The sequence below is a fragment of the Conexibacter sp. CPCC 206217 genome, assembly GCF_030646165.1.
GTDB lineage: Bacteria > Actinomycetota > Thermoleophilia > Solirubrobacterales > Solirubrobacteraceae > Conexibacter.
Map to the genome: position 1 here is coordinate 303,553 of NZ_JAUTDO010000006.1, position 13,762 is coordinate 317,314.

13 protein-coding genes are annotated in these 13,762 nt (G+C 71.5%); 11 read left to right on the forward strand and 2 right to left on the reverse strand.

Features of this window, described 5'->3' with window-relative positions:
- Positions 1–8 precede the first annotated feature (8 nt).
- Together Q7L65_RS18365 and Q7L65_RS18370 are read left to right on the forward strand one after the other, a co-directional pair.
- Complete coding sequence (locus Q7L65_RS18365; protein WP_304723330.1) at positions 9–917, forward strand: cyclopropane-fatty-acyl-phospholipid synthase family protein; 909 nt, start codon at positions 9–11, stop codon at positions 915–917.
- A 69-nt stretch (positions 918–986) separates the two neighbouring features.
- Positions 987–2,675, forward strand: a complete 1,689-nt coding sequence (locus Q7L65_RS18370; protein ID WP_304723332.1) for a diguanylate cyclase — start codon at positions 987–989, stop codon at positions 2,673–2,675.
- A gap of 9 nt (positions 2,676–2,684) precedes the next feature.
- On the opposite strand, the gene Q7L65_RS18375 is transcribed toward Q7L65_RS18370, so the two are convergent.
- Positions 2,685–3,131, reverse strand: a complete 447-nt coding sequence (locus tag Q7L65_RS18375) for a nuclear transport factor 2 family protein (RefSeq protein WP_304723334.1) — start codon at positions 3,129–3,131, stop codon at positions 2,685–2,687.
- A complete protein-coding gene (locus Q7L65_RS18380; protein ID WP_304723336.1) occupies positions 3,128–3,805 on the reverse strand; it encodes a histidine phosphatase family protein in 678 nt (225 codons plus the stop codon). The genes Q7L65_RS18375 and Q7L65_RS18380 overlap by 4 nt, the downstream gene beginning before the upstream one ends.
- A gap of 246 nt (positions 3,806–4,051) precedes the next feature.
- Between Q7L65_RS18380 and Q7L65_RS18385 the strand changes: the two genes are divergently transcribed.
- The 9 genes from Q7L65_RS18385 (at position 4,052) to Q7L65_RS18425 (ending at position 13,758) form a co-directional block, all read left to right on the forward strand.
- Positions 4,052–4,396 (forward strand): hypothetical protein, encoded by a 345-nt coding sequence (locus Q7L65_RS18385; RefSeq protein ID WP_304723338.1) that lies wholly within the window; start codon positions 4,052–4,054, stop codon positions 4,394–4,396.
- 136 nt (positions 4,397–4,532) lie between these two features.
- On the forward strand, positions 4,533–5,606 hold the full coding sequence (locus Q7L65_RS18390) for an ABC transporter permease (protein ID WP_304723340.1): 1,074 nt from the start codon (positions 4,533–4,535) through the stop codon (positions 5,604–5,606).
- Positions 5,603–7,144: a sugar ABC transporter ATP-binding protein gene (locus tag Q7L65_RS18395; protein ID WP_304723342.1), complete on the forward strand. Its 1,542-nt coding sequence runs from the start codon at positions 5,603–5,605 to the stop codon at positions 7,142–7,144. Before Q7L65_RS18390 ends, Q7L65_RS18395 begins: the two co-directional genes overlap by 4 nt.
- 63 nt (positions 7,145–7,207) lie before the next feature.
- Positions 7,208–8,419, forward strand: a complete 1,212-nt coding sequence (locus Q7L65_RS18400; protein WP_304723343.1) for a sugar ABC transporter substrate-binding protein — start codon at positions 7,208–7,210, stop codon at positions 8,417–8,419.
- Positions 8,420–8,465: 46 nt separating this feature from the next.
- Positions 8,466–9,503 (forward strand): zinc-binding dehydrogenase, encoded by a 1,038-nt coding sequence (locus Q7L65_RS18405; protein ID WP_304723344.1) that lies wholly within the window; start codon positions 8,466–8,468, stop codon positions 9,501–9,503.
- Positions 9,500–10,645, forward strand: a complete 1,146-nt coding sequence (locus Q7L65_RS18410) for an acyl-CoA dehydrogenase family protein (protein WP_304723346.1) — start codon at positions 9,500–9,502, stop codon at positions 10,643–10,645. Before Q7L65_RS18405 ends, Q7L65_RS18410 begins: the two co-directional genes overlap by 4 nt.
- On the forward strand, positions 10,645–11,400 hold the full coding sequence (locus Q7L65_RS18415) for an SDR family NAD(P)-dependent oxidoreductase (protein WP_304723348.1): 756 nt from the start codon (positions 10,645–10,647) through the stop codon (positions 11,398–11,400). Before Q7L65_RS18410 ends, Q7L65_RS18415 begins: the two co-directional genes overlap by 1 nt.
- An 11-nt stretch (positions 11,401–11,411) precedes the next feature.
- Entirely contained in the window at positions 11,412–12,149 is a 738-nt protein-coding gene (locus Q7L65_RS18420; RefSeq protein WP_304723351.1) for an SDR family NAD(P)-dependent oxidoreductase, read from the forward strand.
- A gap of 37 nt (positions 12,150–12,186) precedes the next feature.
- Entirely contained in the window at positions 12,187–13,758 is a 1,572-nt protein-coding gene (locus Q7L65_RS18425; RefSeq protein ID WP_304723353.1) for an AMP-binding protein, read from the forward strand.
- The last annotated feature ends 4 nt before the right edge of the window (positions 13,759–13,762 follow it).

Here is a 13,762-nt window from a genome sequence, read left to right on the forward strand (position 1 = left end):
GGGCTCGGATGGCCGACAGCAGAGACCTCGACTTCTCCTACTCGCTGATCGACCGGATCTTCCGTCTCAGCCTCGGCGAGCTGGCGGACTTCAGCGGCGCGAAGTACGACGGCGACTTCTCGCTGACGCTGGAGCAGGCGCAGGCGCGCAAGCACGACTACGTCGCCGAGCAGATCGGGATCGGCCCCGGCCGGCGCGTGCTCGACCTCGGCTGCGGCTGGGGCCCGCTGCTGAACGACATCCGCAGACGCGGTGCGACCGGCGTCGGCGTGACGCTCTCCAGCGCCCAGGCCGCGGCGTGCAGACGCCACGGCCTCGACGTCCACCTGCGCGACGCGCGCACCGTCACGGCCGAGACCTTCGGCGGCGGCTTCGACGCGGTCGCGAGCCTCGGCGCGTTCGAACACTTCTGCTCTCCGCAGGACTACGCGGCCGGGCGCCAGGAGCAGGTCTACCGCGACCTCTTCGCCAACATCGCCGGCCTGCTGCCGCCCGGCGGCCGGCTGTACCTGCAGACGATGGTCTTCGGCCCGCAGATGATCCCGATCGAGGAGGTCTCGATCGACGCTCCGCGCGACTCCGACGCCTGGTACGTCGCGCTGATGCAGAGACAGTTCCCGGGCTCGTTCCTGCCGTTCGGTCAGGAGCAGATCGTCCGCACCGCGGCGCCGAGCCTGACGCTGGTGTCGAGCGTCAGCGGCCGGCTCGACTACATCGAGACGATCAAGCAATGGCGCAGCCGCTTCGGCGAGCGCAGCCCGCAGAAGCTGCTGCTGAAGCTGCGCCTGCTGCCGCACTGGCTGACGAGCGCCGACTTCCGCCTCGCCTTCACCTCCGGCGTCAGCGCCAACAGCGTCTGCTTCGAGCGCGAGCTGCTCGAACACCACCGGATGGTGTTCGAGAAGCCGGCTGTGTGAGAACACCGAACGCGACTTCGGGGAAGGGTGGGGCTAGAGTCCAGTCCTCGACGTCGTCTCGGAGGTTCGATGCCAGGTCCCACGCACGGTGAGCCGGATGCGACTGCGGTGGACCATCCGCAGGCGTCGTCCCCGCTCGGGCGCATCTGGCTGCGTCACCGCGCGACGATCTTCCGGCAGGTCGCGGTCATCGAGCACGCCGTGCTGGCGCTGCGGCGCGGCAGCGTCGACGGCGAGCAGTGCGCGCGCGCCGTGCGCGCGTCGCACAAGCTCGCCGGCTCGCTCGGCACGCTCGGCTTCCCGCAGACGACGGCCGCGGCGATCGAGCTGGAGCGGCTGCTGGCGCAACCGGCGGCGCTCGAGCCCGCGCAGACGCAGCACGCGCACGAGCTGATCCTCGGGATCCGCGACGCGCTGCTGGAGCCGCCGGCGGTCTCGCTGCCGTTGCCGGAGCAGCCGCGGCCGGCCGGCCGCACCGCGACCGTGCTCGTGATCGACGGCGATGCCGATCTCGCCGAGCGCTTCGCCGCGGAAGGGATGCTGCGCGGACTGCGGCCGCGGATCGCGGTCTCGCCCGCCGAGGGGCGGCGACTGGCGGCGCAGGAGCGGCCGGACGCGGCGCTGCTGGGGCTGACCTTCGACGACGGCACGGAGGACGCGCTGGAGCTGCTGTCGCAGCTGACGGCGGAGCCCGCGAGCGTGCCGGTGATCGTGCTGACGATGCAGGACAGCTTCGTCGACCGCGTCGAGGTCGCGCGCCGCGGCGGTCGCGGCTTCGCGCCGCGGTCGGTGCCGGTGCCGCAGGTCTTCGACCAGGTCGTGCAGCTGCTGGAGCGCACGCGCCGCGACGTCGTCACGCTGCTCGCCGTCGACGACGACCGCGTCGTGCTCGACACGATCGCGACGCTGCTGGCGCCGCAGGGGATCGACGTCGTCGCGCAGGACGATCCGCTGGCCGTCTGGCAGCAGATCGAGCGCACGCGCCCGGACGTGGTGCTGCTCGACGTCGACATGCCCGGCGTCGACGGGATCAACCTCTGCCGCGTGCTGCGCAACGACCCGCGCTGGGCGACCGTCCCGGTCCTGTTCCTGACCGAGCACGCGGACCCCGAGACGCTGCAGCGCGTCTTCGACGCCGGCGCCGACGACTACCTGACGAAGCCGGTCGTGCCGGCGGAGCTGCTCGCGCGGATCCGCAACCGGCTCGACCGCGGGCGGCTGCACCAACTGCTCGCCGACACCGATGCGTTGACCGGCGTGCCGAACCGCCGCTCATCGCTGGAGCGGCTGGAGCGGCTCGTGCAGCTCGCGCGCCGCTTCGGCGAGCCGCTGTCGCTCGCGGTGATCGACCTCGACGGCTTCAAGGGCGTCAACGACAGCTACGGACACGCGCTCGGCGACGCCGTCCTGCGGCGGATGGGCGACCTGCTGCGCCAGGCGTTCCGCGGCGAGGACGTCGTCGGGCGCTGGGGCGGGGAGGAGTTCGTCGTCGGCATGTACGGGATGGGCGCCGGCGACGCGATGCGCCGGCTGCAGGATCTGCTCGACACGTTCTCGCGCGAGCAGTTCGAAGCCGACGACGGCGAGCTGTTCCACGTCTCCTTCAGCGCCGGCACGGCCGAGAGCGACGCCCACGCGACCGGCGTCGACGAACTGCACCGCGCCGCCGACGCCGCCCTCTACCGCGCGAAGGCGGCCGGCCGCGCGCGCATCGTCGCGGCCAGCCCGCACCATCACGGCCAGCTGACGATCACCTGAGCCGGCCGCTCAGCCGCCGCGCGGGCGCACGAAGCTGACCTCGACGCGGCGCTCGGCGAAGCGCCAGCCGTCGGGGGTGCGGCGGAAGCGGTCGTGGCATTCGCCGACGTACTTCGGCGCGCGCGCCGGGACCGGCAGGCTGGTGTCGCCGTCGGCACGATCGTGGCGGTAGTTGACCATGTAGCTGGTGGCGACGGCCTCGTCGGCCGACAGCAGCTCGACCGCGAGGTTCGTGAAGACGTGGCGCGAGACGCGGCGGGCGAGGCCCTCGCGTCTGGTGAACCACGCGCGGATCTGCTCGCGGCCGTCGAGCACCAGCTCGGTCCCCTGCCAGCGGCCGTCGTCCGTGAACAGGTCGGCGATCCCGCTCGCCTCGCCGAAGTCCACGCGGCGTGCGTACTCGACGATCAGCCGCTCGCAGGCGCGCTCGGCGAGAACCCTCTCGAGGTCAGTCATCGCACCGGCTCCCGCAGCGCGCTCAGATGCCCCACGTCGTTGAAGCCCGCGAGCGCCCAGCGGCGGCTGGGGAGCCGGATCAGGCGGGTGATCGAGGCGTTGTCGGCGTAGAGGAAGGCGAACGGGGTGCTGCCGGTCGTCTGGCGGCACGCCTCCGCGATCACGCCGCCGTGCACGACGGCGACCGCGGTCTCGTCGGGCTTGGTCACGTCGGCGACGTGGTCGATCCCGCGCAGCACCCGCGCGGCGAACGCCTCCATCGCCTCGGCACCGGGTATGACGTCCCAGCGCTCGGCCGCGAAGACCTCGCCGGTGAGCGGGTCGCGGCCGGCGAGGCGCGCGTGCAGCTGACCCTCCCAGGCGCCGAGGTGGACCTCGCGCAGATCGCCGATCACGACCGGTGCCAGCCCCAGCTTCCGCGCGAGCGGGGCGGCCGTCTCGGCGGTGCGGCGCAGCGGCGTGACGAACAGCCCGCTGAGCCGCTCGCCCGCGAGCCGCTCGCCGACCAGCTCCGCCTGCCGGCGCCCGGCGTCCGACAACGGTGGGTCGCTGTGCCCGTCGACGAGCGCGCCGGGCTGCTCCCCGGCGACGCGCGCGGAGGAGCCGTGGCGCACCAGCAGCAGCTGCACGGCGCCTGCCGGCAGCGTGAAAGGGGCCTGGAAGTCGCGTGCCATCGCGGCGACTCTAGGGCGCGGGCGCAGGGCATGTGGTTGGCGCTAGCGCCAGTCGTGGCCGGGGCGGAGCGCGGCAGCCAGGCGGCTGCTCCACGCCACCGCGGGTCGCTCGATTGCGCCGGGTCCGGCACGACTGTCGACCTGACGGTAGGCAACAGCCATTGCGTTCGCCTACACGCGGGTGGTAGTGTCGCCTCGTCTGGCCGACCGAGCGGTAGGCGCTTGCGGCGGGCGAGGAGGAGAGCGATGACCGAGACGCTCGTGCTGCGGCACGGCGAGGACGACCGCACCCACGTCGACTGCGCGGAGTGCGGCTACAGCTATGGGCCGGCGGGGCGCGATCCGCGTCTGCGCGCGGTCACGACCGAGCAGCTGGTCGTGGAAGCGAGCGCGCCGGGCGACTCCACCGGCGGCGGCGTGCTCGCGCGCCGCTACTACTGTCCCAGCTGCGCGCTGCTGTTCGCCGTCGGCGTGCGGGTGCAGGGCGAGCCGGTCGGCGCAGAACGGACCGACATTGAATTCACCTTCCCGCACGCGCGTGTGGTGAACGACGTCCCGACGCTGCACCACGGCGCCCGTTTCGCGCGCTGAACGGACACAGCGCTGCAGCGATTAGCGGATGCGCTAGTAGCTCCCGGCTCCCACGCTCGACAAGATGGAGCGGACCTTGAGAGGAGAGGGAGCGTGATGGGATCGCACGCAGGTGCGCCGCACGGGAGGGACGAGCATGTCTGAGCACGTGCCGGCTACGACGCAGGCTGCAGCGCTCGACGGCAACGCCGTCGCAACGGGTTCCAGTGGCCCCGGAAAGAACGCCGGCGGTGGCCATGAGGCCGCGCCGACAGCTGCACCGGGTCGCAGCGCGTCAGCAGAGCTGGCGGCAAAGTACGGGCTTCTGATCGCGTTCCTGGCGACGGTGGTCGTCTTCAGCGTCGCGCGCTCGTCGACGTTCCCGACGTGGCGCAACGCTGAGTCGATCCTGACGTTGGCGGCGCCGTCGCTGATCATCGCGGTCGGCCTCACGGTCGTGCTCGTGATGCAGGACTTCGACCTCTCCTTCGGCGGCATGATCGGCCTCGCCGGCGGCGCCGCGACGGCGTTCATGGTGAATCACGGCTGGGCATGGCAGGTCGCCGTGGTGGTCGTGCTGCTGATCGGCGTCCTCGTCGGCATCGCCAACGGCTACATGGTCGCCTACCTCGGCGGGTCGTCGTTCATCATCACGCTCGCGATGGGCACGGTGCTGACCGGCGTCGAATTCGGTTTGACAGACCAGGAAACGGTCTACGACGGGATCTCGGCCGGCTACGTCAAGCTCGCGAGCGGCGAGCTGCTCGGGCTCAGCAACCAGATCTGGATAGCGGCGGTGATCGCGATCGTGATCTGGGGGCTGCTGGACCGCACCGAGATCGGGCGCTTCATGTACGCGATCGGCGGCAACCCCGAGGCGGCGCGCCTGTCCGGCGTGCGCGTGCTGCGCCTGCGGATGCTCGGCTTCGTGATCGTCGGAGTGGCGGCGGCGGTGGTCGGCATCCTGATCACCTCGCAGAGCGCGTCGTATGCGCCCAACGGCGGGACCTCGTATCTTCTGCCGGCGTTCGCCGCCGTGTTCCTCGGCGCCGCCGTCTTCCGACCAGGCGAGTTCAACGTGCTCGGCACGGTCGTCGGCGTGCTGTTCCTCGGCGTGATCCAGACCGGGCTCACGATGCTCGACCTCGACACCTGGGTGATCAACCTCGTCCAGGGCGGGATCCTGATCGCCGCCGTGCTGATCAGCCGGCTCGGGATGTCGCGGCGATGACGGCCGCCGCCCCGACAGCCCCGCCGAGAGCGCGCCTGGAGCGCGTCGAGGTCCGCGGCCTGCTGAAGCAGTACCCGGGCGTGGTCGCGCTCGACGGCGCGAACGTGACGATCGAGGGCGGCTCGGTCCTCGGCCTGCTGGGCAAGAACGGCGCCGGCAAGAGCACGCTGATCAAGCTGCTCGCCGGCGTCGTGCAGCCGGACGCGGGCGAGATGGTGCTCGACGGCGAGCCGATCACGCTGCACGACCCGCACGCCGCGACGGCGCTCGGCTTCTCGTTCGTGCACCAGGAGCTGGCCGACGTGCCGAACCTGTCGGTCGCGGAGAACGTCGGGCTGGGCCTCGGCTACCCGACCTATCCCGGCGGGATCGTCAAGCGGCGCGTGCTGAAGCGCAACGCGCGCACCGTGCTGGACCGGCTCGAGGCCGACATCGACCCCTCGACGCCGCTGTCGCGGCTCAGCATCGCCCAGCGGCGGCTCGTGATGATCGCGCACGGCCTGGCCGCGAACGCCGGCCTGTTCGTGCTCGACGAGCCGACCGCGTCGCTGACCGACGACGAGATCGCCCACCTGCACAGAGTGCTGCGCACGCTGCGCGACGAGGGCGTGGCGATCGTCTACGTCAGCCACCGGCTCGACGAGATCTTCGCCGTCACCGACCGCGTCACCGTGATGCGCGACGGCCGCGACGTGTTCCACGGCGAGACCTCCGCCCTGGACAAGCAGCAGCTGATCGAGCACATCACCGGCACGCACGTCGTCGCGCCTGAGCAGCGCCGCCGTCGCGTCTCCCCGCAGGGGACCGAGGAGGTGCTGCGCGTGGAGGGGATGTCGCAGCCCGGCATCGTGCACGACGCGAGCTTCTCGCTCAGAGCGGGCGAGCTGCTGGGGATCGCCGGTCTCGTCGGGGCCGGTCGCACGGAGCTGATGCGGCTCGTCAGCGGCGCCGACCGCGCCGCCGCCGGACGCGTGACCGTGCGCGGACAGGAGCGCCGCATCCGCTCGCCGCACGACGGCATGGCGGCCGGGATCGTGCTGCTGCCCGAGGACCGCAAGACGCAGGGCGCGGTGATGAACTTCTCGGTGCGCAAGAACATCACGCTGCCGGCGATGAGCCGCTACCGCGTCGCGCCGCCGCTGCCGCTGCCCAACCAGCGCAGAGAGCGCGCCGCGGCGCTGGACCTCGTCGGCCGCCTCAACATCAAGGTGGCCGACGTCGAGCAGCCGGCGCTGAACCTGTCCGGCGGCAACCAGCAGAAGGTCGTGCTGGCGAAGTGGCTGGACTCCGGCGCCGACGTGTACATCTTCGACGAACCGACGCACGGGATCGACGTCGAAGGCAAGGAGGAGGTCTACGACCTCATGGCCAAGCTGGCAGACCAGGGACGGGGAGTGATCTTCATCTCTTCCGAATTCACCGAGCTGGTGGGTGTCTGCAACCGCGTGCTGGTGATGCGGGACGGAAGGCTGGTGAAGGAGTTCGAGGGAGAGGCGATCAGCGACGCCGCACTTGTGGCGTCCTGTTACAGCCACTGAATTCCGACGGCGCGGCGTGAGCCGCGTCACTCGCCGAGAGAAACGGCGAGGGAGGAGAGGACGATGAGAGGACTCGCGCAGATGCGCCGCTTGCTGCTGCTCGCGGTGACGCTGGTGTGCGCCGCCACGTTGTTGGCAGCGTGCGGCAGCAGCAGTGACGACGACGGAGGATCCAGTACCAGCGGCTCGGGCAGCAGCTCGTCGCAGACGAAGGGCGAGGGAATCCGCGCCGGCAGCGGCACGGATGCAGAGAGAGCCACGACCGCCGGCGTCGCCGCCGGCAGAGAGGCCGGCGCACCGGTCAGACTGCCTGTCAAGACGATCGGCATCGTCAACTTCCTCAACGGGATCGAGTCGTCGGACCGGCTCGTCTCGACGAACGAGCTCGCAGCCAGAATCCTTGGCTGGAGAACGATCACGTGTGACGGCAGAGGCACGCCGACGCAGTTCGTCGCGTGCGGCAACCAGATGCTCGACCGCGGCGTCGACGGCATAGTGATGGTCGCGATCGAGCCCGGCCAGGTGCAGCAGGTGCTGACGAAGGCCAGAGCGGCCGGCGTCCCGGTGATCCAGACCGGCGGCGGCGCGGTGCCCGACGGCTATGACGGCAACTACGGCCCGGACGAGTACAAGGCCGGCCAGGTGCTGACCGAGGCGCTGCTGCCGAGACTCGACGCGCTGCCGGGCGACTCCGTCCCGATCGCGATTCACGACTTCCCGGCCGGCTGGGCGAGAACCCGCACGGACGCGCTGCGTGACGCGCTCAGAGACCAGGACAAGGTCAAGATCGACGCCGACACCGTCACAGACGGCGCCAACCTCGTCCCGTTCACGCGCAAGACGGTCGCGGACCAGATCACGCAGAACCCGGACCTGAAGGCGTTCTGGGTCTCGTTCGACACCGCCGGCCAGGTCGCCGGTCAGGTCGTGCAGTCCAGATACGCCGGCAGAGAGTTCCCGGACAAGCCGCTGGTCGTCACCTTCCACGCGGACCTCGGCACGATCGAGCTGATGCGCAAGGGCGACATCGACATGACCTCTGAGGTCAATTACGACGCTGGCGTGTGGATCGGTGCCGACAACATGGCCGAGTTCTTCGCGCGCAGAACGCCGTTCATGACGGACAACCAGCCCACCTACCCGGGCATCGGCGATCCGTTCACCTACAGAATCGTCACGAAGGACGACCTGCCGCCCAGAGGCGAGTACGTCAGACCGGAATGGGACATCCCGGCCTACTTCACGGCCAAGTGGAGAACGGAGTTCGGGCTCTAGGCGCCCGGACCGGACCTCCGACCCTTCTGACTCAGGACGAGAACGAATGCTTCAGCTGAGCTACCGCGGCAGCGGCGCGCTTGCCGTCGACGACGTGCCGGCGCCCGTGCCGGGGCCTGGAGAGGTGCGCGTGCGCGTGCACTCGACCGGCCTCTGCATGTCGGACGTGTACGGCGTCAGCGGCGTCAACGACCGCCGCGACGTGGTGCTCGGCGAGGGCGACGTGCTCGTGATGGGTCACGAGGTCGCAGGTCACGTCGAGCTGGGCGGACCCGGCGCGGGCGACCTCGCGCCGGGCACGCCGGTCGCGATCGACCCGATCGCCGGCTGCGGCGACTGCCCGACCTGCCGCGCGGGCGACGAGAACCTCTGCGACGCGCGCACGGTCTACGGCTGCACGCCGGCGGCGGCGGGCGGCTACGCGGAGGCCGTCGTGGTGCCGCGCCGCAAGCTGCACGTGCTCGCGCCCGGCACGCCGATCGAGGTCGGCGCGCTGGTCGAGCCGCTGTCGGTCGGCGCGCATGCCGTGCGGCTGGCGGCGCCGGCGGCCGGCGACGCGGTGCTGGTGATCGGCGGAGGGATCATCGGCATCGGCGCGGCGCTGGCGGCGCGGCGGCGGATCGGGGCGGTCGGGAAGCTGCTGGTGCTGGAGCCGCGGGCGGAGCGGCGGGCGCTGTGCGAGGCGCTGGGCCTGCGGGCGGCTGCGCCTGACAGCCCCGTGGACGGCTTCGACCTCGCGCTCGACTGCGTCGCACGTCCGGAGACCTTTGCCAACGCGGTCCAGGCGGTGCGACCGCAGGGGCTCGTGATGCTGGTCGGGATCTTCTCCGACGAGATCCCGCTGCCGGTCAGCACCGTCGTCTGGCGCGAGACCCGCATCGCCGGCTCGTTCGGCTACTCCGACGGCGACTTCGCCGACGTCGCGCAGTGGGTCGGCAGCGGCGCCGCCGACCTCGCGCCGCTCGTGCAGCAGCGGGTCGGCTTCGACGGCCTGACAGGCGCCTTCGAGGACTACGCGTCCGGCGCGCTGACGGCCGTGCGGACCCTCTTCCAACCCGGATTCGAGCAGCAGGAGCGCACGTGAACTTCGACCTTCCCGAGGACGTCCAGCAGCTGGTCGCCAGAGCGCGCGACTTCCGCGAGCAGGTGCTCGCGCCGCTGGAGCCGCAGTTCCTCGCCGACGGCAACGTGCCGTGGCCGCTGCGTCCGAGACTGCAGGCGCAGGCGCGCGACGAGCACGGGCTGTGGGCGATCGACGTGCCGCAGGAGCACGGCGGCCTCGGCATGGGCCAGCTGGCCGTCTGCGCCGTGCACGAGGAGCTCAACAAGCACCCGATGATGTTCGAGACCGGCGGCGCGCCGGAGCCGGTCCTCTACCACTGCGCCCCGCACCAGTGGGACGCCTACTTCGGCGCCGTCGTCTCCGGCGACAAGCGCAGCGCCTACGCCTTCACCGAACCCGGCACCGGCTCCGACCTCGGCGCGATCCAGACCACCGCGGTCCGCGACGGCGACGACTGGGTCATCAACGGGCAGAAGCTCTTCATCGGCCTTGCCGAGCGGGTCGAGTTCCTGATCCTGTTCGCCTCGACCGACCCTGCTCGCGGCGCGCGCGGCGTGACCGTCTTCCTGCTCGACAGAGGCACGCCCGGCTACGAGGTCGTGCGCACGATCCCGACGATGGGCGACGCGTGGGACCCGTGCGAGCTGCGCTTCGAGGATTGCCGCGTGCCCGATTCCCAGCGCCTCGGCGCGGTCGACGAGGGCTTCGCGACGGCCGACCATCAGCTCAGCCACGGCCGCCTCAAGATCGCCTCCTACCAGCTCGGGATCGCGCAGCGCTGCATCGACCTGGCGGTCGCGTGGGCGCAGGAGCGCACGACCTGGGGGCGGCCGATCGCGTCGCGCCAGGCGATCCAGTTCATGCTCGCCGACAGCGCGGTCGAGCTGGATGCCGCGCGGCTGCTGGTCTACCGCACCGCGTGGGCGGCCGACCGCGGCGACGACGTCCGCACCGAGGCCTTCAAGGCGAAGCTGTTCGCGACCGAGATGGCGCAGCGCGTCACCGACCGCTGCCTCCAGGTCTTCGGCGGCCGCGGCTACGCGAGAGACTCGCCGGTGCAGAGCTTCTTCCGCCAGGTGCGGTTGTGGCGGATCGGCCACGGCACGGCGGAGATCCACCGCTGGATGATCGCGCGGGACCTGCTGGGGGAGGCCGCAAGCTGATGAGTGAGACAGGGATTCTGGAAGGCAGAGCCGGTGTCGTCACCGGCGGCTCGCGCGGGCTCGGCCGGGCGATCGCGGAGGCGTTCACCGCCGCGGGGGCGCAGGTCGCGATCCTCGACACCGCCGGCGCGCAGGACGCGGCCGCGGAGATCGGCGGCGCGACGCTCGGGCTGACCGGCGACGTGACCGACGCGCCCGGCATCGAGCGCGCGTTCGGCGAGGTCGCGCAGCAGTTCGGCCGCTTCGACTTCCTCGTCAACAACGCTGGCATCCGCGCGCAGGCGCCGTTCGCCGAGCACCCGCTCGACGTCTGGAAGCGCACACTCGACGTCAACCTGACCGGCTCGTTCCTCTGCGCGCAGACGGCGATCGCGCTGATGCTGCCGCGCGGCGGCGGCTCGATCGTCAACCTCGCCTCGATCGCCGGCGCGATCGCGCTGAAGGAGCGCGCGGCCTACAACGCCTCCAAGGGCGGCGTGATCGCGCTGACGCAGTCGATCGCCGCGGAGATGTCGTCGAGCGGGATCCGCTGCAACGCGATCGCGCCCGGGATCGTCGAGACGCCGCTCAGCGCGCCGTACTTCAGAGACGAGCGGATGATCGCCGCGATCACCGCCAACACGCCGCTCGGACGCTGGGGGCAGCCGCACGAGATCGCCGCACCCGCGATCTTCCTCTGCAGTCCCGCCGCGGAGTTCGTCCACGGGCACACGCTGTTCGTGGACGGCGGCTGGATGGCGTTCAAGGGCTACTGAGGAGGATCTGGATGCTTGAGAGTGGACTGGAGGGGCGCGTCTGCCTGGTGACGGGCGCCGGCAACGGCATCGGCCGCGCGACGGCCGAGCTGCTGGCCGGCGAGGGCGCGCAGCTGGCGCTGTGCGACAACCAGGAGGAGGCGCTGGCGAGCGTCGAGGTCGCTGATGCGCTGAAGATCACCGCCGACCTCTCGACCCGCCCCGAGGTCGAGCGCGTGCTCGCCGCCACGCGCGAGCGCTTCGGCAGACTCGACGTGCTGATCCACTGCGCCGGCATCTACCGCGTCACGCAGCTGCCGGAGGTGAGCGACGCCGAGTGGGAGCTCGTGATGGACGTCAACCTGCGCAGCTCGTTCCTGCTGTCGCAGGGCGCGGTCGAGCTGATGCGCGAGCACGGCGACGGGCGGATCGTGCTGTTCGGCTCCTTCGCCGCTCGCACCGGCGGCCTGCGCGCGAGCGCGCCGTACGCCGCCTCGAAGGCCGGCGTCGCCGGCCTCACCAAGCACGTCGCGCAGTACGCCGGCCCGCTCGGCGTGCGCGTCAACTGCCTTCACCCCGGCTTCACCGTCACGCCGATGACCTCGATCCTCGGCGAGCAGGCGCGCGCCGAGGCCGTCGAGCGCGCCCCGCTGCGCCGCCACTGCGGCCCCGAGGAGCAGGCGCGGATGGCGGTCGTGCTCGCGTCCGACCTCGCGGCCTTCGTCCACGGCGTGACGCTGGACGTCAACGGCGGCATGTACATGGCATGAGCCGCTCCACCTTCGACAACGAACAAGAGGACCCTCCGTGCTCGATCCGCTCGGCGACCGCACCCTGACCGATCTGCTCGAGGAGCGCGTAGCGGCCAACGGGGAGCGCACCTTCCTGGTCTTCGAGGACGGTGCCGGCACCATCTCGGAGCTGACCTACCGCGACTTCGACGCGCGCGTGGAGCGCTGCGCGCGCGGGCTCTCGCAGCGCGGCGTGGCGCAGGGCGACTTCGTCGTGCTGCACCTGCGCAACAGCCCCGAGTTCCTGATCGCCTGGTTCGCGCTGGCGCGCCTGGGCGCGGTCCTGATCCCGTCCAACGTCGCCAACACGGTCGGCGAGCTGGAGCACATCCTCTCGTTCACCTCCGCGCGGCTGGCGATCACGGAGCCGTCGCTGCTGGAGACCGTCGACCGCGCGATCACGGCAAGCGGCAACGCGGTGTCCGTCGTCGTCGCGCGCGGGACGGCCGACGGACGCGAGCGCTTCGAGGACCTGCTGACCGACGACCGCCGCGCCCCGCGCCCGTCGTCGCTGAGCGGCTCGGACCTGGCGGAGCTGATCTTCACCTCGGGTACCACCCGAAAGCCCAAGGCTGTGATGCTGACGCACGCGAATTGCATCCGATCCGGGCTGGATGCGGTGCACTGCCTGTGGCTGGACGAGGGCGAGCGCTGCCTCACCGCGCTGCCGCTGTTCCACGTCAACGGCCAGGCGATGTCGGTGCTGGCGACGCTGACGGTCGGCGGCACGCTGGTGCTGATCGAGGAGTTCAGAGCGTCGCGCTTCTGGTCGCAGGTGCGCGCGCACCGCGCGACGCAGACGTGCATCGTCGCGATGCAGCTGCGCACGCTGATCGCGCAGCCGCCGGACCCCGCCGAGCGCGACCACCAGGTGCGCCGGCTGTTCTACGCGATCAACGTCACCGACGAGGAGAAGACGGAGTTCGAGCAGCGCTTCGGCATCTCGCTGATCAACGGCTACGGCCTCTCGGAGGCGATGACGCTGCTGACCTGCGCGCCGGTCGTCGGCCCGCGCCGCTGGCCGTCGATCGGCCTGCCGTCACCGGGCCGTCGCCTGCTGCTGCTCGACCCCGAGGGCAACGAGGTGCCGCAGGGCGAGGTTGGCGAGGTCGTCGTCGAGGGCACGCCCGGCCGCGACATCATGCTCGGCTACTACCGCGACCCGGAGGCGACCGCGGGCGCGCTGCGCGGCAACCGCATGCACACCGGCGACAACGCGTACGCCGACGAGGCCGGCTACCTCTACTTCTTCGACCGCAAGAAGGACATGATCAAGCGCGCGGGCGAGAACGTCTCCGCGATCGAGGTCGAGGGCGCGCTCGTGTCGCATCCCGGCGTCGCCGAGGCGGCCGTCGTCGGCGTCCCGGACGCGATCCGCGACGAGGCGGTCGCGGCGATCGTCGTCGCGGCCGCGCCGGGCGGGCTGACGGAGGAGGAGATCGTCGAGCACTGCCGCCAGCACCTGTCGAAGTTCAAGGTCCCGACCGTCGTGCAGTTCGTCGACGAGCTGCCGAAGACGTCGATCGGCAAGGTCCGCAAGGACGTGCTGCGCAGAGCGCTCGCGGACGCGGCGACGCCGAGCGGGTGATGGG

Coding starts and splice junctions, on each gene's coding strand:
- Q7L65_RS18415 (WP_304723348.1), top strand. CDS start 10,645: ATGAGTGAGACAGGGATTCTGGAAGGCAGAGCCGGTGTCGTCACCGGC.
- Q7L65_RS18395 (WP_304723342.1), top strand. CDS start 5,603: ATGACGGCCGCCGCCCCGACAGCCCCGCCGAGAGCGCGCCTGGAGCGC.
- Q7L65_RS18375 (WP_304723334.1), bottom strand. CDS start 3,131: ATGACTGACCTCGAGAGGGTTCTCGCCGAGCGCGCCTGCGAGCGGCTG.
- Q7L65_RS18420 (WP_304723351.1), top strand. CDS start 11,412: ATGCTTGAGAGTGGACTGGAGGGGCGCGTCTGCCTGGTGACGGGCGCC.
- Q7L65_RS18370 (WP_304723332.1), top strand. CDS start 987: ATGCCAGGTCCCACGCACGGTGAGCCGGATGCGACTGCGGTGGACCAT.
- Q7L65_RS18365 (WP_304723330.1), top strand. CDS start 9: ATGGCCGACAGCAGAGACCTCGACTTCTCCTACTCGCTGATCGACCGG.
- Q7L65_RS18400 (WP_304723343.1), top strand. CDS start 7,208: ATGAGAGGACTCGCGCAGATGCGCCGCTTGCTGCTGCTCGCGGTGACG.
- Q7L65_RS18405 (WP_304723344.1), top strand. CDS start 8,466: ATGCTTCAGCTGAGCTACCGCGGCAGCGGCGCGCTTGCCGTCGACGAC.
- Q7L65_RS18385 (WP_304723338.1), top strand. CDS start 4,052: ATGACCGAGACGCTCGTGCTGCGGCACGGCGAGGACGACCGCACCCAC.
- Q7L65_RS18390 (WP_304723340.1), top strand. CDS start 4,533: ATGTCTGAGCACGTGCCGGCTACGACGCAGGCTGCAGCGCTCGACGGC.
- Q7L65_RS18380 (WP_304723336.1), bottom strand. CDS start 3,805: ATGGCACGCGACTTCCAGGCCCCTTTCACGCTGCCGGCAGGCGCCGTG.